This window comes from Thermosporothrix hazakensis (assembly GCF_003253565.1).
GTDB lineage: Bacteria > Chloroflexota > Ktedonobacteria > Ktedonobacterales > Ktedonobacteraceae > Thermosporothrix > Thermosporothrix hazakensis.
This window is the reverse complement of record NZ_QKUF01000001.1, coordinates 837,165-860,133: the sequence shown is the minus strand read 5'-3', so window position 1 is coordinate 860,133 and position 22,969 is coordinate 837,165. Positions and strand designations below refer to the sequence as shown.

General features: G+C 53.2%; 14 protein-coding genes. 8 read left to right on the top strand and 6 right to left on the bottom strand.

The window, feature by feature from the left end:
* Positions 1-112: 112 nt before the first annotated feature.
* Entirely contained in the window at positions 113-691 is a 579-nt protein-coding gene (locus EI42_RS03635; protein WP_111318898.1) for a hypothetical protein, read from the bottom strand.
* Between the two features lie 204 nt (positions 692-895).
* Positions 896-2,455, bottom strand: a complete 1,560-nt coding sequence (gene dnaA / locus EI42_RS03630) for a chromosomal replication initiator protein DnaA (RefSeq protein WP_111318896.1) — start codon at positions 2,453-2,455, stop codon at positions 896-898.
* Positions 2,456-3,154: 699 nt separating this feature from the next.
* Between dnaA and EI42_RS03625 the strand changes: the two genes are divergently transcribed.
* From EI42_RS03625 to murA, 3 genes are all read left to right on the top strand, one after another.
* Positions 3,155-4,579 (top strand): FHA domain-containing protein, encoded by a 1,425-nt coding sequence (locus tag EI42_RS03625; protein ID WP_170142324.1) that lies wholly within the window; start codon positions 3,155-3,157, stop codon positions 4,577-4,579.
* A gap of 160 nt (positions 4,580-4,739) precedes the next feature.
* Positions 4,740-6,227: a phytoene desaturase family protein gene (locus EI42_RS03620; protein ID WP_111318892.1), complete on the top strand. Its 1,488-nt coding sequence runs from the start codon at positions 4,740-4,742 to the stop codon at positions 6,225-6,227.
* 28 nt (positions 6,228-6,255) lie between these two features.
* Positions 6,256-7,599: a UDP-N-acetylglucosamine 1-carboxyvinyltransferase gene (gene murA, locus EI42_RS03615; protein ID WP_111318890.1), complete on the top strand. Its 1,344-nt coding sequence runs from the start codon at positions 6,256-6,258 to the stop codon at positions 7,597-7,599.
* A 46-nt stretch (positions 7,600-7,645) separates the two neighbouring features.
* Here murA and EI42_RS03610 read toward each other — a convergent pair whose 3' ends face one another.
* Positions 7,646-9,682, bottom strand: a complete 2,037-nt coding sequence (locus tag EI42_RS03610; RefSeq protein ID WP_111318888.1) for a hypothetical protein — start codon at positions 9,680-9,682, stop codon at positions 7,646-7,648.
* A 287-nt stretch (positions 9,683-9,969) separates the two neighbouring features.
* On the opposite strand from EI42_RS03610, the gene EI42_RS03605 reads away from it, so the two are divergent.
* The 5 genes from EI42_RS03605 to EI42_RS33065 all read left to right on the top strand — a co-directional run bounded on the left by EI42_RS03605 (position 9,970) and on the right by EI42_RS33065 (position 19,690).
* Positions 9,970-10,785: an SAM hydrolase/SAM-dependent halogenase family protein gene (locus tag EI42_RS03605; RefSeq protein WP_111318886.1), complete on the top strand. Its 816-nt coding sequence runs from the start codon at positions 9,970-9,972 to the stop codon at positions 10,783-10,785.
* Positions 10,786-10,868: 83 nt separating this feature from the next.
* Positions 10,869-11,684 (top strand): LLM class flavin-dependent oxidoreductase, encoded by an 816-nt coding sequence (locus EI42_RS03600; protein ID WP_111318884.1) that lies wholly within the window; start codon positions 10,869-10,871, stop codon positions 11,682-11,684.
* A 903-nt stretch (positions 11,685-12,587) separates the two neighbouring features.
* Positions 12,588-15,842: an LAGLIDADG family homing endonuclease gene (locus EI42_RS33735; protein ID WP_170142323.1), complete on the top strand. Its 3,255-nt coding sequence runs from the start codon at positions 12,588-12,590 to the stop codon at positions 15,840-15,842.
* Between the two features lie 167 nt (positions 15,843-16,009).
* Positions 16,010-17,152 (top strand): sporulation protein YhbH, encoded by a 1,143-nt coding sequence (gene yhbH / locus EI42_RS03585; protein ID WP_111318882.1) that lies wholly within the window; start codon positions 16,010-16,012, stop codon positions 17,150-17,152.
* Between the two features lie 54 nt (positions 17,153-17,206).
* Positions 17,207-19,690 carry a SpoVR family protein gene (locus EI42_RS33065; protein ID WP_111318880.1) on the top strand — a complete coding sequence of 828 codons (2,484 nt, stop codon included), beginning with the start codon at positions 17,207-17,209 and terminating at the stop codon, positions 19,688-19,690.
* A gap of 49 nt (positions 19,691-19,739) precedes the next feature.
* Here EI42_RS33065 and EI42_RS03575 read toward each other — a convergent pair whose 3' ends face one another.
* The 3 genes from EI42_RS03575 to EI42_RS03565 all read right to left on the bottom strand — a co-directional run bounded on the left by EI42_RS03575 (position 19,740) and on the right by EI42_RS03565 (position 22,968).
* Positions 19,740-20,630 (bottom strand): alpha/beta hydrolase, encoded by an 891-nt coding sequence (locus tag EI42_RS03575; RefSeq protein ID WP_111318878.1) that lies wholly within the window; start codon positions 20,628-20,630, stop codon positions 19,740-19,742.
* A 310-nt stretch (positions 20,631-20,940) separates the two neighbouring features.
* On the bottom strand, positions 20,941-21,549 hold the full coding sequence (locus EI42_RS03570) for a sulfite oxidase-like oxidoreductase (RefSeq protein ID WP_111318876.1): 609 nt from the start codon (positions 21,547-21,549) through the stop codon (positions 20,941-20,943).
* A gap of 423 nt (positions 21,550-21,972) precedes the next feature.
* On the bottom strand, positions 21,973-22,968 hold the full coding sequence (locus EI42_RS03565) for a D-2-hydroxyacid dehydrogenase (protein WP_111318874.1): 996 nt from the start codon (positions 22,966-22,968) through the stop codon (positions 21,973-21,975).
* Between the last annotated feature and the right edge of the window lies 1 nt (position 22,969).

Here is a 22,969-nt window from a genome sequence, read left to right as displayed (position 1 = left end):
CTTGAGCGCCTGGAATGGCCCTGAAACCCCTTTCCGGGACTAGCCCGAACGCCTTATCCGGACCAAAAAAAGTCCCGCCTGACTGCTCTCAGGCGGGGGAGTCGTGGTTTGCTCATTCCTGACGGCCAACGCTGCGGTCTATTTTGCCCTCGCTGTTCAACAGGATGGCTCTGGCCTTCGACTTGCGGCTGATATTGACGGGCTCATGGAAGCGCAGGGCAACGACGTTCTTCGCCTTGCCATTTGCACGAGTTGGGGACGGTGCGGGTTGTGCTGTCTTCTGTCCGATTGCGCCAACGGTTTTGCGGCGGGTAAAGCCAATAAGCGCACCAATCACCACACCGAGCACCACACCGATGGTAATCAGAAGCGGCGCGGGAATCGAGGGCAGGGCAAAGGTAGCGGCAAAGGCCAGCGCCCCGAGGACCACGGCAAAGATAACGGCGAGTACGATAATAAGCACGGGATTCGGGCGTGTTACCGTGACCTGACGAAACATTTCGCTTCGATCCTGTGGCCCGTGGACGCGAAACTCGCCTGCTCCATATGATCCTTCACTGAGCTGATGAACTTCGTCTTTGTCGAAGCCAGCTTTATACAATTTCTCAATGGCTGTATTTGCCTGGCTCTCATCGCGAAATACAGCCAGAAGGTCAAAATCTCCATATTGCTGCTGTTGTTGCTGTTGCATACAAGTCTCCTACCCGAAAATTTGGTATGGTTTGCAGCCTTATTATAGTGTCCAGCGAGGGGAAAGGCTACAGTATTCCGCTGCAAGAAAGCTTTTAGAAGAGTAGAGAATGCTATCTGCTCCATCTACGCTTGAAGGGGAAGGCAAGTTCCAGCGCACTTTAGCGCTTCTTGAAAAAGGGGGGCAACACAGGCCCTATCGCTCTTACGGCCTGTGTTGCAAGGATTCCAGCACGGCAGCGATCTCGTGGCGCACGCGCTCATTGTTTTTGATCTCAGCCTGGACCTTTTCCCACCCGTGCATAATGGTGGTATGGTCGCGTCCGCCAAGAGCCGCGCCGATTTGCTGCAAGGAAGCGGTTGTCTCTTCGCGCATCAAATACATTGCCACCTGCCGGGGCCAGGCAATCTCGCGATCGCGTTGTTTACTGCGAATCCGCTCTATCTCGACATTATAGTAGCGACAGACGCCCTCCAATACCTCTTCGACCGTTAGCTTGATGGGAGTATGCTTTCGTTCCGTATAGAGGTTTTCCAGCGCAGCTTCGGCGATGTGAGTTGTGATATCGACGTTGTGCAGCGTGGCGTAGGCGATCACGCGATTCAAAGCGCCCTCCAGCTCACGCACATTTGCGCGTTCGGGCCGAGCAATATACTCTATCACCTCATTTGGGACGGGGAAATGCAGAAGCTCGGTTTTAGAGCGAAGAATTGCCAATCGATGCTCATATTCTGGTGGTTGGACATCGGCCAGAAGACCCCATTCAAAGCGTGAGCGCAGGCGATCCTGCAAACTGTGAATCGCTTTAGGGGGACGGTCGCTGGTGACAACAATCTGCTTGTTTGCGTTATGCAGGGTATTAAAGGTATGAAAGAACTCCTCTTCTGTAGACTCTTTGCCTGCGATGAACTGAATATCATCGACCAGCAAGATATCTATCTGGCGGTATTTGGCCCGGAACTCCTCTGTTTTCTGATACCGAATGGCATTAATAATCTCATTGGTAAATTTTTCAGAGGTAACATACAGGACAGTCAGGCCTTTGGACTCTCCCTCATGTCCAACAGCATGGAGCAGGTGAGTTTTGCCCAGGCCGACTCCGCCATACAGGAAGAGTGGATTATAGATCTGCCCGGGTTTCTCTGCTGCGGCCTTTGAGGCTGCATGGGCAAGCTGATTTGATTTCCCCACAATAAAGGCGTCGAAGGTATAGCGTGGGTTCAGTTGGCTTTCTCCGGTATAGGGTGTTGACGATTTGACCGTTTTAAGTCCAGGGGTTGCCGGGATCTGAATCGGCGAGCGGGCAGGCGGCTCATCGTCCCAGGTCTGCTCCTGAGCAGGCTGGTTGACCGAGTCTTTGTTCAGGCGCTGGAGCGGAAGAATGAACCCCTTTGGGTTAGCCCCCGTCTCAGCAAGATGTTTCTCGCGCTGTACCAGGGACGGACGATGTTTCCCCAGGCGGTGAGGCCGTCGGGGAGGAGAGAAAAGGATATCGGTTGTAGCTTCCGTCTGTGGGCGTTCTTTGGCTACGACGATTTGTACTTCGACCGGGTTCCCGATCACTTCGCCGAGCGCGAAACGGATGGGGTCAGCAAAGCGGTGTTCCAGATGTGATTTTGCAAAAGGGGTGGAGACACCAACGGTAAAGACGCCATCCTGAAAAGAAAGCCCGGTGGTACCCTGAAACCACGTCGTAAAAATATTATGGGGTACTTTTGCTTGTAGACGTTCTATTGCTGTTTGCCAGATTTGTTTTGCATTCATATCTATGGCACAGAAGGCCCCTCTCTTCTCGTTTGCTTCAACTAATCTCTCTTGAAAAGAAAAATACTGGCTTTGTTGTTCACCAGATGGGTGGCTCTCTCGTTGTTTCTGAAACTGAGCGCTTGTTTGTATTGTCGTCCTCCCCGCCACCCCCCTCACTTATGTGCCAAGAAAGGTAAAAAAGGCTCTCATGTCTATTTCGTCGTTGGTGAATTGTAATGGTAGCATTAAATCTGGCTGCTGTAAAGTCCCCTGCCATCAGAACGGGATGAGAACTATTTCATAGTTTGGCCCGTTTGTAAAGAGTATACTTTTTGCAAAAAGGGGAGAATAGTACTCCCTGCTTTTGTCTACATTGCTCATAATAGTAATCTTTTCTGTGGGAAGAAGGGAAGAGAGGGGTACTCTTTTCTCCCTGTCGACCCGTACAAGAAAGTGAAAAGCAGAAGTGCTATAAAGACCGAGGTGATGGGAACCTCCACTTCCTTCATGGGGTGTGTTCACGATACAGGGCGAATGTTTCGTTTTACTCTCTAGAAGGATATGAACTACTCTGTAGTCTGTCATGTTGGCTGTTTTCATGCGGGATCAGTCGCGTCGCCCTCGACTCTTAACTTGTACTTTTGATATAATGACAGAAGTTTTTGTGCGCGTACGTTGCGAAATCATTGCGTGCAACGAATGGGAGGAACTTTTATCATGGATAAGTGTCCCTTTTGTGGGGCCGATACGCGGCCAGAGGATAATTTTTGCTTGAACTGCGGCAATCGCCTGCATGGAACCCCTGCCGTGCCTCAACAGTCAATCCCTGCGGGCGCAGGTGAGCCCACTCTGGCAAATCAGGATGAATGGAGTCCATCTGGACAGGAGGCGGGTACCGTGCCTGCTCGTGGTTGGTCCGATCCAATGGCCCCGACTGTTTCCGGGAACTCCGAACAAGAACCCGCTTATCAGGCAGCGCCGGTCGCGAATGCGACTATGGAGAAAATTGAGGAGCCTGCTCGCTTTATTCTGCGCTCCGAGGATGGACACGATATTCAGGAATACGTGCTCGATAAAGCTGAAATTACAATAGGGCGCGCACCAAATAGTGATATATTGTTATCGAAAGATAAGCTGACCTCACGCCGGCATGCACTGGTCACTTTTGAGAATGGTCAGTATTTCTTGCGAGATGAGCACAGTGCGAATGGCACCTTTGTCAACGGACAGCAGCTTGAGGAGAACGCTGTGCATCAGCTGCGCGAGAACGATCATATCGGCATTGGAGAGCATGAACTGATCTTCCGCGCTCCCGGCTCAGTTGCGGATGATGTCGCTGACTTTCCGACTGTCAGCGTTGATGAATCCAGTATCGATCATACGTATCGCACCAATGCCGACGCGAATGCCACCATCCCGACAACCGAGGACGCGGAGGAGTATGCCACGTTCTCGATGTCTGACCCCGAAGCGAATGCTTTGCATGGCTCGTCTTCCGACTCCTACTCCTTTACAGATCAGGAGGGGATGGTGCCCGCAACCGAGGAGCCTGCTGTTCCTGTTGAAGACATACCAACTATACAGGAAGAAGAGCCGGAAAAGCCCGTTTATACGCCGCAGGTTGAGAAGACCCAGAAGACCTCTTCTCCTGAGCTCGATCTTGTGCCGCCTACCCCGATCCTCAATAATGATCCCAATGTTACTTTCGGTCGCCTGACTTCTATCTCTCAGCCGGAACTGCCGGATCTGAGCAGCGTGATCGCTGCCCTGAGTTCGCTGGATGGTCAGGTTAAGGAGTTGCAAGATCAGTTTGTTGCTACACAGGACGCGATGCGCAAGCATGAGAGCGACGTTGCCAGTGTGGCTAATCAGCTTCGTTCCGGTATTCGCCGCGTTTCGGAGCGGATGGATAACACCATTGCTGATGTCGCACGCAGCCGTGAGGCGCTGGCATGGGCTGAGCTCTCGCAGTTGATGGAAGATGTGATGAACAATCCTCGCGACATCGAGTATGTTACCAAGCTTGCTCGCAAAGCGCGTGAGCTGAACAAGGTCTTCCAGATTCACCAGGCCGTGTTGAACACAATGGCCGAGTGCAATTCGCTGTTGCGCAAGATGATCGGTGATGAGTCGCAGGGCTAAGGAAGACGCTCTATTCTTCCAGTCTGATACAAAGAACAATCAACCTTGAGAGGCACCCTCTTGCGGGTGCCTCCTCTTTGCTATTAGAATTCCTCTCTGGAGATACAAACCACACGCTCTTTTCGATCAAGAAATTCAGATATATATTCGGACTTGTTACATGCAAGAACAGCTATCACAGAATCTCGCACCAGTCCTCCCGGCCAGTGAGCGCTATGATGCTATCGTCATCGGCGCGGGTCTGGGGGGCTTGCTTGCCGCCGCCCATCTGGTTCAGCGGAACAAGCACGTGCTCGTGCTGGAACGCCTGAATCATAGTGGGGGCCGCTTTACCGCCAAAACCTTTCAGGGTGTTCAGGTAAGCACAGGGGCCGTGCATATGGTGCCGTTTGGAAGCAGTGGCGTTCTGGCGCACATGCTCAGTCGGTTGCGCGTTCCCTATCGCTTTTTTGATGCCGATGTTTTTGGTTCCTTTCATGTTCATGGCAAACAACACCGTGTGCGCGGGCTCCTGGGTGTATCGCGCTTTCTCGGACCGCGTCAGTTTGGCTGGTTCCTGCGTCTGGGGTGGTTGATGTTTTTCCGTCCTCTGCCCGCAGATGAGCGCGATTTGCCCTTTGATCGTTGGCTGGAGCGGCATATCAACGTGAAGCGTAACCCGCAACTGGTCGCCTTTTTCGAGCGTATCTCGCGCTTTGCGCTCAGCCTTGAACTGCATCAGGTCAGCACTGCTGAAGTGATCCAGACGACAAAGAATATGTTTCGCTTTGGTGCGCCAGCGATTGTGGATGGTGGATGTGGAGCGCTATCGAAACGGCTGGAGCAACATGTTATCAAGCAGGGGGGAGAGATCTTGCATTCCTGTGAAGTGCGCCAGATTCTGCAGGAAGAGGGCAAGGTGTCCGGGGTGCGTTTCTTACAGAAGACGAGCGGAGAAGAGCGAACTGTCTATGCTCCGCTGGTTGTCAGTGATATTGGCCCACGCGCCACGGATGCCCTGCTAGAGAACCGACGGATCACGCAGGCAGCATTGTTAAAAGAACTGAAAAATCCGGCAATGGAGGCGCCACTGAGAGGTGAGCCCACGATCAGGGAAGCCGTTGGCCTGAAAGTACATGTGCTCAGTGATGTCTCGCTGATCCCGCATCGTGGGATTATGTATTGCCTGGATACAAAGCGTATTGCCGGGATCGTGCAGCCGACAAACAGTGACCCTTCATTGGCGCCTCCTGGAAAACATCTGTTGATTACGCATCAGGTGATTCAAAGTCACAATGTGGAAGAGGAAAAGGCTTTAGCACTGGCTGATCTCCGCATGCTGTTTGGAGAGACATTTGAGAAGCACTGCCGGGTGCTGACAATGGGCACCTATCGGGGTGAATGGCCGGTAAATCGTCTCTCACAGGGAGAAGATGTCTCACCAAAAACGCACGTACAGGGACTGTATCTGGTTGGCGATGCAGTAAAGCCCTCGGGTTACCTGATGGTTGAGGGCGTGGCCCAGAGCGTCAACCATTTTCTGGACCTGCTGGACTCGCTTGATCGGGAGCGGGCGCGTACGCGCCGGTCGCATATGGCGGTGCGTGGCTCAAAGCTCAATGCGTTGCGCTGGCTCTATAAGGCCCCCGGGAACTCCGGTCGGTATTAAAAAGTGCATGAAACAGAAAGGTTGTTGAATGGAACTCACTACTGCATCGTCTCAACGTGGGCCGTATTATCGGATCACAGGAGGAACTGCACTTGAAGGAGAGGTTGTCATCAGTGGGGCAAAGAATGCCGTCACGAAAATGATTATTGCCTCTCTGCTCACCGACGAACAGTGTATATTGCGCAATGTCCCCTTGCTTGGCGATATGTACCTGACAATGAAGCTCTGCGAGGATATCGGTTCTGAGCTGTCGCTAGAGGACCATACGCTCTCGATTCGGACGCCAGATGTGCAGAAGACGGTTATTTCAACGGAGGTGGGTGGCCTGAACCGTATTGCGGTCCTGACTCTTGGTCCCCTGCTCCATCGGCGCGGCGAGGTCACTATTCCGGCTCCCGGAGGTGATCGGATCGGACCACGCCCGATTGACTTTCATATCAATGGGTTGCGCCAGATGGGGGCTGTAATTATTGAGAAGGACGGCCATTACTTCTGTTCCGCTCCCAACGGACTACGCGGTACCACAATCAAGCTCCCCTTCCCGAGCGTGATGGCAACGGAGAACTTCCTGATCTCGGCTTCGCTGGCTCGTGGGGTGACCATCATTGAGAATGCTGCGACTGAGCCCGAGATTATCGACCTGATCAAGCTGCTGCAAAAAATGGGCGCGATCATTGAAATCAAGGTAGATCGGCGTATTGTCATTGAAGGCGTTGAGCGGCTGCATGGCGCGGTGCATACCTTGCTCAGTGATCGCAACGAGGCCGTCTCGCTGGCAATCGCTGCCTACCTGACGCGGGGTGATGTCTATTTGCGGCGCGCACAGCAGGACACACTGCTCACCTTCCTGAATACGCTCTCGAAAATGGGGCTTCGCTTCGAGGTCGATGACGAGGGGATTCGTTTTATCGGGCGTGAGACGCCGCCGCCTGCAATCGCGCTGGAAACCGATGTGCACCCGGGGTTTATGACCGACTGGCAGCAGCCCTTTACTGTGCTGTTGACGCAGGCAAAAGGCATGTCTGTGGTGCACGAGACGATCTACGAAGATCGCTTTGGCTATACCGAGGCGCTGATTGGTATGGGGGCGCAGATCGGCCTCTTTACCAAATGTCTGGGTGAGGTGCCCTGCCGTTTCCGCTCAAAAGAGCATCGGCATAGCTGTGTGATCAACGGTCCAACACCACTCAAGGGGACCCGTCTGCTGATCCCTGATATCCGGGCGGGCTGTTCCTACATTCTGGCAGCGCTTTGTGCGGAAGGTGTTTCCGAGGTGTATGGCATCGAGCATATCGAGCGAGGTTATGAGCATCTCGACTGGAAATTACGGCAGCTTGGAGCACAGATAGAGCGAATTGCACCGGAGGACTGATGAACCGGGAGACAGGGAGGGAAGGCGCGCTTTCCCTCCTGTCTTTTTATCCCTGCCATTCTGATTTGACTTCGCGAATCTGTTCTGGTGTGAGGATTCTGAACAGGATCAGCAGGTTCTCCAAATCGTATTCAAGGCCGATGGAATGGAGCTCTTGCCGAATGCGGCCAAGAGCAGCGATCTGTGCCGTGGTGATCAGGCCATGACTGAGCAGGCTAGCGGCAAGCAGTTGATCCGGTGTGAGCAGCTTGAACATTAACAGGATTTCGCCAAGCTGGTAGTTGAGATCAACGCCACGAAGCATACGCTGGATATTCTGCGCGACCTGAAGGCGACTCTCAGGCACCAGATGTCCTTCAAGTAACACACTATTGAGTGTGCGCGTCGCATGTCCGTTCAGCACCTGTGGCTGGGGAGCCTGAGCGGTTGGTGCTGGCATGGGCGGCAGGCTCTGCATGATATTCATCAGCACAGCATTATTGGGCCCTTTGGACGTCTCACTCTCGTTCAATGGCTCATTGGCAACCTTTTTGATCTCGGCCTTGATCTGCTCGACGAGGGCCTGATTGCTGTTGCCCTTTGTTTCGGTATTGGGCTCGTTTTTGCTGATCGGGAAGATCTGCTCCTCTTGCTCGTTGTCCTCTTCCTCTCTGACGGTTGTCTCCACCTTGAGAGATTGCGCAGTTGTACGGGGCGGTGTGCTGGAGGCGACGGTTGCCGAGGCGATCGAAGCCAGCGGCGTATTGGTTGCCGGTGCGGGTTGAGTCTGTGGCTCGGTACGTCGCTGATTCTGTGAGCCGGGCCGTTCAACCGGAATATCCTGAATCGGGGCAGCGCGTAACGGCTGCGAGGCGATGCTATCTTCGTTTGGCTTGATGGTGCGTACCCCTTCGGCGCTCGACTGAAGCATGCGCATCCCTGTCAGCGTGGTGTGAATGCCCGATTGCACGAAGGTGTCAGGCTGCGGCTCCTCGATGGGCTGAGGATTGTAAGGGTCAAGCTGTGACTGTTGTTGTTGCACCGCATGGAAGCCGGATGGCACAAACTCTTCAGGCGTTTGTGGCTGTGGCTCGGGTTGGGTGAACGCGGGTGGTACCGGTTGATTGAAGGGTGTATTTGTGTTGTAGGTAACGGTGCTCGGTTCCGGTGCAACGGGCGGCTCATTGGGAATAGGCTGACGCGACTGGACCAGCCGTGAGAGCTGCGCCAGACCGGACTCGTTGGCGGGATCAGAGGGCTCCTGCCCGCTTGCCAGACGCTGAAGAATCGTTGATTCGTTTGCCTTTGAAGGCGTCTGGTACTCATAAGCAGGTTTGTTGTTGTCGACAGGCTCGGTTTCGGGCTCATTGCCCTGTTGCGTTGTCCAGTTGCGCTGGTTGGGATAGAGAACAGCGCGTATTTTGTCGGTATAAGAGGTCGTCTGCACAGTATGTTCTATATCGTTGCCTGACGCCGCTGTATTCCCCGGAAAAGGCTGGTTGCTCCGTGGGGGTGCGTATGGGTTATAATCTGGTGAAGACGGGAAGCGTTGGGCGGTATTACCGCCAGCCTGATTGGTACTGGTTGTATACGCACCTGACATGACGGAGCGCGGCGAGGAGGGGGTTGTAGGCGACATCGGTGGTGGTGGTGGAACCCTCGGAACACGTGGCAATGTTGAATTACCAGAGGGGGCAGACACTGTCTGATTCGGAACACGAGAACGCACGGCATCGACCAGGCTCATAATGCCGATCATGCCGTCAACTTCTAGATCTGCGGTGGATGATTGACCGCCATCTTCAAACTCGCGTGCCCCATATCCTGCGATGTTTGTACAATTAAATGTAAGGACCTGAATACCTCGGCCCCGGCGCTGCGTATCCAGAGCCACCCAGAACTCTCGACGTGCAGCCGCCGCCTGAGATATGTTCACGAGAATCAGACGAATTGGCTGATGTGCAATGGTGTCAAATACCTCAACTGCGGTGCGTGCCGTATGACACTCATAGCCTGCAAGCTGAAGTTCACTGGTCAGCAATCCCGCCAGTTGTTGATCTCGTTCAAATAGTAGAATATGCGGTCCACCAGTACTGACATTCATAACCTGTATCGCTCCGGTCGCTGGCTCGTCTTGTATAAATTTCCAACAGATTTACAGCGTGTTTATTCGCAGTTTCTTTGAAGTATGGCTACATTGCCGCTAGTATAGCACATCTATCTGGCATTGTCATAGCAAGTATGACTTATGATATATAAGGCCCTTCTTAATGCGTAGGAAGGGCTTGTCATAGAAAGGCATAAACTCAGGTATCCTATTTCTACCTTTGCCATACTTGCCCATACTGTGTGTTTAGCGAAAATCACCATCAAGGAGAGAATGAGATACACATGAAACAACCGATTATTGCTTTACTGACCGATTTCGGTACTGCTGATGGCTATGTTGGCGTGATGAAAGGTGTCATGCTTGATACCGAGCCGCATGCACAAATGGTTGATATCACCCATGAAATAGCGCCACAGGATGTCCCCGCCGGCGCCTGGATCCTGGCGAACAGCTATCGCTATTTCCCGAAAGGAACGGTATTCCTCTGTGTGGTTGATCCGGGCGTGGGAAGTGTGCGTCACCCCATTGCGGTGCACCTCGGCGACTGGTATTTTGTCGGCCCCGATAATGGACTGTTCAGCTATATCCTGGCTCAGCAGCCCATACATCAGGCTGTTGTGCTGGAGAATCCCGCTTATCGGCTCACGCAGGTAAGCTCGACCTTCCACGGACGCGATATCTTTGCTCCGGCTGCGGCAGCGCTTGCCTGTGGCGTTGCGTTGACCGAGCTCGGACCTACCCTGGCCCCAGAAGCCCTGCAGCGCTTGCAGTTTGTAGAGCCGGTGCGCGCGGGAGCCGAAATCGAGGGCTCTGTAGTCCATATCGATCATTTTGGCAATATTATTACAAATATCCCGTTAACGATGGTCCCGGAACTGGATGGCGATCGTTCCGCTCAGTTGACCTTTACCGAGCACGATGTACGGGTGACAGGGTATCGGCCGACCTTTGCGGCCCCTCAGGCCGGAGGTGCGGCTCACCCCTTTATCTACGGAGATAGTTCCGGTTTTGTTGCGGTTGCTATCCAGAATGGGAATGCGGCGGCAACGCTGGGGATCCAGCGGGGCGCCTCCCTGAAGCTGACACTTTCCCGCTAAATATGACGGGAGATGACATCCTTCTGCTGCTATGCTGGAAACAGCGCAAATCTGTTATGGGCATTAGAGAGGAGCAGAGTGGAATGAAGTACGGCTTTATCATCTCCTGTGGGGATGTACACACGGTCGCTGAGCTGGCATATGAGGCGGAACAGGCGGGATGGGATGGCGCTTTCTACTGGGATGGAATCTATATCGAGCAAGCGGAACATGTGTATGATCCCTGGATTGTGATGGCAGCAATGGCTCTGCGTACGCAGCACATTCGTCTTAGCGCGATTGTCACCCCGCTTTCAAGGCGGCGTCCGTGGAAGGTCGCGCGTGAGGCGCTCACGCTTGATCATCTTTCCCGGGGGCGTTTCACGCTCTCTGTTGGGTTGGGGGCGCTTGATGATGGCGGTTTTTCAAAGGTGGGTGAGGTGACGGACCTGAAAGAGCGGGCGGAACTGCTTGATGAGAGTCTGGAGATTCTGACCGGACTGTGGAGCGGGGAGCCGTTTTCCTATCAGGGCAAGCACTATCAGCTCGATGAGATGCGCTTTCGGCCTACTCCTTTGAGCCATATTCCCATCTGGGTGATCGGGGCCTGGCCATATCATAAGTCAATGCAGCGGGCGTTACGCTATGATGGCGTCATCCCCACGAAACCCCGGGCGGAGATGACGCCCGATGACACGCGAGCGATCAGGGAATATGTTGTTCAGCATCGTGTGGCAGACACGCCATTTGAGATTGTCTGGGAAGGGACAACTCCGGGCGATGATCCCGAGAAGGCGGCGGCGCTGGTGCGGCCCTGGCAAGAGGCGGGTGTAACGTGGTGGATGGAATCTGATTGGGCGACGAGCGATCCCGAGACCTTGCGTCGACGGATCAGACAGGGACCTCCCCGTGTAGACTGAATGGATGGCCGGTATCGACTGGATACCGGCTTTTTTTATAGGAGAATGGTGAGAATGCTGAGTAGCCTGTGCGAGGATGTCGAATCGTACGGTTGCCGGATCGTTTGGCAAGGTACGTAGAATGGCGTTAAAGGGCGCAGTATCGTTTCATTTTAGAATTGAAGTAAGCAGAGAAATATGCTATAATGAAGATAAACCCCATAGGAGGGAAGAACGTTCTAGATGAGGTTAAAAAATAGTTGGCAGAGATGTTCGTAACCGTCTGAAGAACATCAGTGGTTGGTTACAATGGATTAAGAAAGGACACATTGAAATATTGTAGGAGCATCAAACGGATGCAGTTGACAACTCTAACCCATTACAACCAACCTGTAAAAAGGGCTGGATTTATAGTAGAAAATCAAGCATATAAAAATAGAAACGTTGGAAAGGGCTGGTTCTCACACGCCTTGTTGAGCGTGAGAAACTGGCCCTTTCGGTCTTCTGTATCCTGCTGGAACGAAGGTTGTGGCATGGGGAGAGGTGATGCGTTCTTTACCAGCGCAGCATCACAAGCAGTTTGGGAATGGAAAGGAGGGTGTGAAGGTGACGTTACTCGTGTTCATGGGCTACAACAACCTCCGGGGTTCTGATGAACGGCTATGAACGAGTGATGAAACCTGCGCTCTTCTCTCACCTCTCGTTGAGGGTGAGTGTGTAGCGGTCCATTGAGACTGTTGCAACTTGAAACACACAAACGTAGAACTTTGTCCTTGCCCGAACGCGTACGAAGGTTCCCTAGCTGTCAATTGTAGTTTTTGTCTCATCGGTGACGTGAGTAAAGGGGGATCAGTTTCTTTCATGAGACTGCTTCAGAAGGTCGTCCATACGTCATCGATCTGTACAGCAAAGAGAGGGTAAGCCATGGATCTGGTGAAGCGGTTGGAAGAATATCGCGATAGAGAGCGAGAGCTGCTATGGGAAGGCACCTTTGCGCAATACTTTGAGATTGCGTCGAAGCGGCCTGAAGTGGCCCGTCTATCGCACGAACGCATTTACCATATGATTATGGATGCGGGCGTTGAAACGACTCGCACCGGCGAACATCGCTACAACTTTTTCAGTCAGGAGATCTTCGGCATAGAGAAGCCCCTTCAACAAATCGTTGACTACTTCCACTCGGCTGCACAACGTCTGGAAGTGCGCAAGCGTATTCTGCTGCTCATGGGACCTGTTGGCGGCGGTAAATCAACCATTGTGGCCTTGCTCAAGCGTGGAATGGAGGCATATAGCCGCACACCTGTGGGCGCAGTCTACGCGATCAAGGATTGCCCGATGCATGAAGAGCCGCTCCACCTGATCCCGATGGAGTTGCGACCAGATGTCGAGCGCGAGTTTGGACTGTATATAGAAGGTGAGCTCTGCCCGCATTGTCGCTATATGGTTGATACCAAATATGAGGGGCGAATTGAAGACGTCCCGGTCAAGCGTATCACCTTTAGCGAGAAGTATCGGACTGGTATCGGGACCTTTACGCCTTCGGACCCCAAAACGCAGGATATCAGCGAGCTGGTCGGCGGCATTGACCTTTCTACTATCGGTGAAGTTGGCTCAGAGAGCGACCCCCGCGCGTACCGTTTCGACGGTGAATTAAATATCGCAAATCGCGGCATTATGGAATTCGTTGAGATTTTGAAGTGCCTCTCTGGTGATACTCTGCTCTTCACTTCTAACGGAATCCGCCGATTGGACTCATTTGCATCTCCTGATCAGCCTGCTGGTATGTCGCGTGATATTCAGCTTTCCCTGGCAAGTAGTGTCGGTGTGGAGACTGCGACCAAGCTGTTCTATGCAGGAAAGAGCAAGACCCGGCGTTTGGTCACACGAAGAGGGTTTACGCAGGAGGGCACGCCTGAACACCGTGTTCAGATTGTGAATCAGGATGGTGTTCTGATCTGGCGCAGACATGATGAACTCCAGCCCGGTGATTGGCTTGTGCTGCAAAAGGGCCAGAACCTCTGGGGTCAGGATGTCGAACTGCGCTGGACTCCTCAGAGAGCCGAACTTGCACAGCGGATCCGGGTGCCTGAGCGCATGACCCCTGATCTTGCTCGTTGGCTCGGCTATATGGTTGCAGAAGGTGATATCCGGCCTGATGGTACGGTTCGTTTTACCAGTTCCGAAGACGAACTGCGTGACGATTTTGCCTCTCTGACTGAACAGGTTTTTGGTATTATTCCTCGGCGGAATCGTCATACCATTCAGCTCAATTCGGTTTCACTGGCTGACTTTGCGCTTTATATCGGGTTCCAGAGCGGAGCATGCAACAAAGAAATTCCCTGGAGTGTGCTCCAATCGTCTCATGCCTGTATGGTGGAATTCCTCTCGGGCTACTTTGCCGGAGACGGAACAGTGACTGCCAAAGGGCGTCTATCATGGACAACTGCCTCCGAAACGCTTGCAAAGCAGCTTCAGGTCGTCTTGCTCAACATGGGTGTGGTGGCTCGCCGAACACGTGTCCAGGCTCGCTCTGCCCAGATGAAAGAGCCCGGTTCTTACTGGGTGGTTGCGGCTGATGGCGTGGATGCTGATATGCTGGCAAAGCAGATGCCATTGCGTCCGCTGAGCAAACAGCTTGCCTATGAGACCCGTACCAATGGTGTGGCTCGCTCAGGGAGAGCTGATCTGATCCCGAATACCGCTGGATACTGGGCTACCATTTCGCAGGAACTTCAGCAGGTCACGATTGCAAAAACGCAGGCCGCTGGTAGCTCTCACGCGGTAGATTATACCGGGGCCCAACAGATTCTGGGTGAAGATTATAGGAATCTCCATATGCTCCGGACCGGTACAAATAGCTGTACGCGTGATATGGCCCGGAAAATGCTCGGGAAGCTAGACGGATGGGTGGAAACACCTCCCGGATTGAATGCGCTCCTGAACCCATCGCTGTTTTATGATGAGATTGTTGCGCTTGAGGATGGTGAAGCTGAGTGTTGGGATTTCCATGTCCCGGGTTCACATACCTTTATCGCGAATGGTATCGTCAATCATAACTGTGATGAAAAGTTCCTGTATGTACTGCTTACTCTGAGTCAGGAGCAGAACATTAAAACCGGGCGCTTCAGTATGATCTACGCGGACGAGGTCGTTGTCAGCCATACCAACGAGCATGAGTATCAGGCATTTGTTGGCAATAAGAAATCAGAGGCATTGCAGGACCGCATTATTCTGGTCAAAGTGCCGTATAACCTGCGTGTCTCCGATGAGGTTAAAATCTACGAAAAGCTTCTCAAGCAAAGCGCTTTGAAGAACGTCCATATCGCACCGTACACGCTCCGTATTGCCAGTATCTTCGCCGTGCTGACCCGCCTTGAGCCTTCCAAGAAAGCCGGGATGAGCCTGATGAAGAAGCTGAAGCTCTATGACGGCGAGGATATGGAGGACTTCAAGCAGAAAGATGTGCGCGAGTTGCAGGAGGAAGCGGTTCGCGAAGGCATGGACGGCATCTCGCCGCGCTATGTGATTAACCGCCTGTCAAATGCGCTGGTCAAACAGAATGTCACCTGTATTAACCCGATCGATGCCCTTCGTGCCTTGCGTGACGGCCTGGATCAGCATACCAGCATCACACGAGAAGAGCGGGAGCGCTACCTGAACTTTATCAATGAGGCACGCAAAGAGTACGACGAGATGGCGAAGAAAGAGGTTCAGCGAGCCTTTGTCTACTCCTATGAGGAGTCGGCACGAACGCTGTTGAACAACTACCTGGATAACGTCGAGGCGTACTGCAACAAGACCAAATTGCGCGATCCGATCACTGATGAAGAGATGGAGCCTGATGAGCACCTGATGCGCTCGATTGAAGAGCAGATTGGCGTCTCGGAAAACGCGAAGCGCTCCTTCCGTGAAGAGATCCTGATCCGCATTTCGTCGCTGGCACGCAAAGGACAAACCTTTGACTATACCAGCCACGAGCGCCTGAAGGAAGCTATCGAGAAAAAGCTGTTTGCTGATTTACGGGATGTCGTCAAGATCACCACATCAACACGCACACCGGATAAAGAGCAGTTGCGCAAGATCAATGAGGTGGTTAACCGCCTGATGACGGAGCACGGCTACTGTCATGTGTGCGCAAATGAGATTCTCCAGTATGTGGGTAGTCTCTTAAATCGATAAGTTGCACGAAGATGTGGGTGCATAGCATCTCTGTGATCGTATACGGTTGTTCTGCCCTGCGTTCCAGTAGCGCAGGGTAGATTTCCTACCGCTCTGATGTTGCCTCGGCATGGGATCTGCTATGCCATCTCATCTCCGTTTCCTTGTTTTTGAGAAGGAGAAAGACGATGTCTGTTTCTCAGCATGATTGGTCTTTGCACCGCAAAGGGCAGGTAGATCAGGAGCGCCATAAAGAGAAGATCCGCGAGGCAGTCAAGAAAAATCTGGGGGAGATTGTTAGCGAGGAAAGCATCATCCTCTCGGACGGCAAGAAAACAGTTCGCATTCCTATTCGCTCCCTTGAAGAATATCGCTTTCGCTTTGATCCTGGCCGCCAGACGCATGCCGGGCAGGGGAACGGAAAGAGTAAGGTTGGCGATGTGGTTGCCCAGGAACCAAAACAGGGCAAGGGGAAAAAGGGCGATGCCGGCAAAGATCCTGGCTATGACTATTATGAGGCGGAAATCTCTATCGAGGAACTGGCACAGCTTATCTTTGAGGATCTGAGTCTCCCGAACCTTGAGGAGAAGCGCCAGCAGGAAATGCAGACCGACGCCGTTCGCTTCACTGATGTGCGTAAAAAAGGCCCGATGCCCAATCTGGATAAAAAACGCACGATCCTGGAAAACATCAAGCGCAATGCCGCAAAAGGCGAGCCACGCTTTAAAGATATTAAAACCGAAGACCTGCGCTTTAAAGTCTGGGAGCCAACCATCCGCTATCAGTCCAATGCGGTCGTGCTGGCGATGATGGACGTTTCGGGCTCAATGGGCGAATTTGAGAAATACATTGCGCGGAGCTTCTACTTCTGGATGGTCCGCTTTTTGCGCACAAAGTATAACAATGTACAGATCGTCTTTATCAGTCACCATACCGAGGCGCGTGAGGTGACGGAAGAGGAGTTTTTCCATAAAGGCGAGAGTGGCGGCACACAGGTTTCCTCGGCGTATGAACTGGCCCTGAAGATCATTCAGGAGCGGTATAACCCGCAGGACTGGAACATTTATCCCTTTCACTTCTCTGATGGGGATAACCTGCCCTGGGATAATGACCGCTGTGTGCAGCTCGTGCAGCGCCTGATGGCGCAGTGCAACATCTTTGGCTATGGTGAGATTCGTGAAGGCCATTATCGTTCTCCCAGTACGCTCATGTCGGCTTATAGCAAGATAAACGACAAGAAGTTTATCGCTGTAACCATTTCTGATAAAAAGGATGTTTACCCCGCTTTGCGTAAGTTCTTTGCTCAACGTGACCCTGTTCCCTCCCGCTAGAGTACTTTTGGCTCTCCGGGAGGCTTCCCGGTAATCGTGTAAGGAGAGTATGCTATGATCGGCTTTGATTCCAATAGCGATCTTGAGCGATTGCGTGATGCGATCGATGCTGCCTGGGAGCAAGCTCACAAATTCGGACTTGATCCGTTCCCGACTCATTTTGAGATGGTTCCAGCCTCGATCATGTATGAGTTTGCATCCTATGGGCTGCCGGGCCGCTTCAGTCACTGGACACACGGGAAGGCATACTATCGTCAGAAGATGCAGTATGACCTCGGTTTGAGCAAGATCTATGAGATGGTGGTAAACACCAATCCCAGTTATGCCTTCTTGATGGAGATGAACAATCTCCTGCAAAATACCTTTGTTGCCGCACACGTGTTCGGCCATACCGACTTCTTCAAGAATAATGTCTACTTTCAGCATACCTCACGGCGCATGATTGATAAGGCCAGTATTCATGCTGAACGGATTGCGAAATATGAGTTCGATCATGGACGCGAAGAGGTCGAACGCTTCCTCGATGCGGCATTAGCGATTCAGGAGCATGTTGACTATAACCTGCTCCTGCGCCGTGAAGGGGGGGAGTCAAAGCCGAGCAATGCTGTAATGCGGACTACCGAGTATGATGATCTCTGGAACCTCGATGAGCGGGCCGAACGGGCCGAGGAAGAGCGCAGTATGCGCCCTGGAAAACCGCCCAGATTCCCTGAGAAGCCCGAGAAAGATATTATGCTCTTCCTGATCAATCATGCACCGTACTTGCAGCCCTGGCAGCGCGATATTCTGGAAATCGTGCGGCAGGAAATGTTGTACTTTGTGCCACAGATGCAGACCAAGATTATGAATGAGGGGTGGGCCTGTCTTGTGGCAGATAGTCTGGTCCAGACAGAGTATGGCCTGATGCGCTATGATGCTCTGCATCGGCTCCTCGCTCGGGGGCAAACGGTGCAGGTAGCGAGCGGTGAGGGCATCTGCGATCGAATCACTGATCGTCATGTGCGTCGCAATGCCCCGGTCATTCGGCTCCATACACGCCGTGGGCTGGTGCTGGAGGGAGCTGAGGAGCATAAGCTGAGTGTTGGCCCCGAGCAGTGGATGTCGCTTCAATCGGTGCGCGTAGGACAGCGTGTTCCTCTGGCAGTGGGAGAAAACATCTGGCCACAGGAAGAGGTGGCTCTGTCGGGAAGCGCACCCCGGCTGGTCGCTCGGCAAGGAGGCACACAGACCGCTGTTCTCGGTCTGCCGACAACGGTTACTGCCGGGTTTGCCGAGTTTCTGGGCTATCTCTGCTATGGCGGCAGGGTGGATCCGCTAACGGGGCGGGTCTGCTTTACCTGTCAGGATGAAGCAGTTGCCAGACGCTATGTGGAACTGGTGACCACGCTGTTCTCGGTTGATCCGGAGACCATTCATTTCACGGGACCGGAGACCAATCGCTGGTATAGTGTCTTCCGCTCGCCTGAGGCGCTGGAACTGGTACACTCGCTTGAGATGCAGAACGGGGTGCCCGAGGTCATTCTGCGTTCTCCCCGGCTGGTAGTCAACGCGTTCCTGAAAGCCTGCTTCGCGCTGACCGGGCAGATTTCTGAAGGGCTTGTATTGACGGCACCCTCGGAGCAGGCAGCGCGCACGCTTCAGTGCATCCTGCTCAACTATGGAGCGCTCTCGTGGCGTGATGGGGCGATACTGCGCATAACCGGTAACTCGTCTCGCGTGTTCGCGGAGGCAATCGGGCTAACGCACGTGCAGGAGGTTCAAACCTATCTGCGCAATGCGCCCGATGAAGCTCCATTTGATGAGGTAGTGCGTATCGAGCGAACCGTGGCAGATGTCTATGATATCACAGTACAGCGGTCGCATCGCTACATTGCAAATGGTATGTTGCACCATAATAGTTTCTGGCATGCGCGCATTATGCGGGCGTTGGGAGAGCAAAACGTGATTTCTGATGCGGAGACGATCGAGTTTGCTCAGTTGCATTCTTCGGTGCTGTCACCCTCACGAACGTCGCTGAATCCCTATTATATTGGCTTTAAGATCCTCGAAGATATTGAACGGCGTTGGGATAATCCAACCCGCGAGGAGCGGGAACGTCTGGGTCGCCAGCCCGGCAAGGGGCGTGAGAAGCTCTTCGAGGTGCGTGAACTGGATAATGATGTCTCGTTCTTGCGCAATTACCTGACCGAGGATCTGGTCAAGGATCTGGACCTCTACCTCTACAAGAAAGAGGGCGATGAGTGGGTGATTGTTGAAAAGGACTGGCGCAAGGTTCGCGATACCATCGTTTCCAATATGACGAACTTCGGGTATCCCTACATTGTGGTCGATGATGGGGACTATCGAGGGAACCGCGAGCTCTACCTGAAGCATATGCATGAGGGACAGGATCTCGATATGCCGTACGCGGAGAAGACCTTGCAGCATATCTATCATCTGTGGGGCCGTCCTGTGCACCTGGAGACGGTGTTCGATGGCAAGCGTATCCTGTTGTCCTATGATGGCGAGAGAAACAGTAAAAGTACTTTGGAAAAATAGAGGTCTGAGAGGCGCGGCAACAGGGGCTGCGCCTCTTTTTGTCTCGCTGTTACGCTGTGGTCAGCCCATGCCGGCTGAGAAAGTCGCATTGATCATTGAGCACCTGTGAGAAAAGTGGCTCGTGATAGATGTCAATATGGTCGCCCGGGTAGGTGCGGACTTCGGCGGCAGGAATACGGCGTGCGGTCTTTATCGCGGCCTGTGGCGAAGTAATGCGATCCTGTTCACAAATACAGAGAAGCACCGGACAGCGGATATGCTGCGCCTGCTGAATCGGACGGTAAAACGGCAGGGTCAGATTGATACGGGCCGCGATATGATTGGGATAGCGATAACCTGCCGGTAGCATCTCCTGATAGCGCTCGAATGCACCCGGGGTTGCCAGCATGGCCAGCTCGTCCACCTTGCCAACTGTGGTGATATAGTGCGGTTCCCGACCTAGAATGTGGTGACCATAATCGCGAAGAGCTGCCACGAGCAACTGAAGCGAGCGAAGCGGACTGTACATGGTGAGGGTTGTCAGACCGTCGGTGAATGGAATCTGGCTGATGACGGCGGCAATGCGCGAGTCCTCCGCGGCGATGCGCAGGACATGTCCCCCTGAAAACGAGGTTCCCCATAAAATAATGCGTTCTGGATCAAGCGCCAGGTTGCTGCGTGCGTAGCGAATGGCGGCTCTCCAATCGGCCAGTTGCCCCTTGATGTCGACAATCTGGCGAGGGGAGCCTGCGCTTTCCCCGAACCCACGATAGTCGAAGACCAGCGCAGCCAGACCAAGCGTGGCAAAACGTGTTGCATAGGCATCAAGGCGCATATCACTGGTCGCTCCAAGCCCATGCCCGAGAATCACGCAGGGAAGCGGTTGTGTGTGGTTGGGGAGATACAGCCGTGCGGCACAGCGATCCCCCCGGGACAAAAAGTCGACGTTCTGATACTCCATGCTATCTCCTTTTGCCGACTGAGCGACTCTCTTTGTTGTCTATCATGTTGTCTATTGCTCGAAATGTTTCAGAAAGCCCCGAGCTTATACCCGGGAATAAAAGGAGCATATGCGATCTCTGAGGAGAGAACGCGAGTACCGCTTGATAGAGGATCCTATCCATGCTTTGCTTCTTTTCATGTACAGGTACCCCTCGTTAAACGCTTCTGGACAGGTGCCGCTATGGGGCATCACCCCGTGACGGCTTGTATGCATGCTGACTTGAGCGTTGCGCTGCTCCGGGAAGGAACCTCGATCCTCTATCGGATGTTTACCAGTAGCGCTCTTCTTTCCAGGGATCGCCACTGTTATGATAGCCTCTGGTTTCCCAGAAGCCGGGCTTATCGTGCTCCATAAATTCAAATCCGTCTAACCATTTTGCGCTTTTATAGCCGTAGAGTTTGGGTACAATTAGCCGGACCGGGCCCCCATGTTCAGGCGTCAGAGGCTTGCCATCATGTTTCAGCGCGATCAAAACGTCGTCGTCATCAAGGGCTGTGAGCGGTATATTGGTGGTATATCCTGTCCAGCAGTGGGCCATGACATACTGTGCCTCAGGCAGGGGACGTACACGTTGGAGGATCTCGCGGATATGAATCCCTTCCCAGGTGTTATTGTAGCGGCTCCATAAGGTAACGCAATGGAAATCGGCGGTAACCGTTGTATGGGGCAGTTGCAGGAACTCTTCCCATGTCAGTTCGAGCGGATTTTCAACCAGACCTGAAACTCGAAAGCGCCAGTCAGAAGGTAGGCTGGAAGGCGTGCTCTCGAAGGTTAGGACTGGCCATTTACGTGTCAAGTGCTGACCGGGAGGAAGGCGATCTCTTCCATCGGGGCGTTTCTCGATTGGTGTTGACTTCTTTCCCAAGAACCATTTCATGATGATGTGAAACTCCTTCACGCTTCTTGTGGCGGCAGTGCTGTTTCTATGCCGGAGCATGATGCTATGATACCAGTTCTTGCTGTGATATGGGAGGCATAGAACAGCTCTTCTCTTGAACTCCGTCTTTTGTCCTGTAAAGATTGGAATAAAAGTACCTGCCACCTTCACCAGGGATCAGAAAAAAGAAAGCGCGTGGGTGTGCAACACTGATGTGATGCATAGACCCCGGACACAGGCGGTCAGTTTTCTGGTATTTCGATCTCTATACCCTGTATCGTTTTGGAAAGCTGCGGCCATAAAGCGGGCAGGAGATGGGGTTTCCTCTCCTGCTCTAAAAGCATGGGTAATCCTGTTTCTGGAAGCAGTGTAGCATGGTGCTGGAATTCCAGCAGAACTATCTGGCTGACTGAGAAGATTAGCCTAGTACTTACGGTCAGGCCGGAAGCGGTTGCGCATTGGCAGCCCGTTCTGATAGCGATGAATATTATCGGTGAAGAGCGAGGCAAGGCGCTCCCCATAGCGATCGGTTGAGCCTGCAATATGTGGCGTCAGGATGACGTTTGGCAGATCAAACAATGGATTCTCTTTCTCTGGCGGCTCCTGTGCAGTGACATCAAGCCCTGCTCCCGCAATCCAGCCCTCTTTGAGCGCGCGAATCAGGGCTGCTTCGTCAATGACCTTGCCACGAGCGATATTGACCAGGTAGGCATGAGGACGCATGGCGCGGAGCTCCTGCTCACCGATCATTCCTTCTGTGCGGGGGGTCAGTGGGACCGAGAGCACAACGTAATCGCTGAGGCTGAGCAGCTCATGAAGCTGATCACCAGTATAGAGCTCGTCGACGTCGGGATCTTCTGTTCCCGGTTGCGCAGAATGACGTAGCGCGATCACATGCATGCCGAAAGCTCGCCCGAGCTGAGCGATACGGCGACCAATACTTCCCAGACCGATAATACCAAGCGTGCTGTCCGCCAGCTCAGGTGTGCCACCTTGCTGCCCACGGAAGAGCTTGTTCGCCTCTGCGTAGGGCGGCCAGCGATGTTCTCGCTGCATTATGACAAGAGAAGGCCACGAGCGGTTGAACATCAACATACTTCCGAACACATATTCGGCGATACATTGTGCGTGAATGCCTGCGGCTGTGGTGATGATGACGTTGCTGTCCGGGGCCGCGAGGGGGCTTTTGAGAAGCCAATCAACACCAGCCGACGGCGTCTGAAGCCAGCGAAGGCGAGGGGCTAGTTCGCGCCCGTTAGCGGGCATAAAGCCGCAGGCAATTTCAGCATCTTTCAGGGCTTGCAAATAGTCGTTGTTATCGGCAAAGCAATGAATATCAATACCTGTTGCTTTGCGGATGCGCTCCTGTTGGGCAGGGGTGAATTGAAACGCGCTGACGATTGCGGGATGATGTGTCATA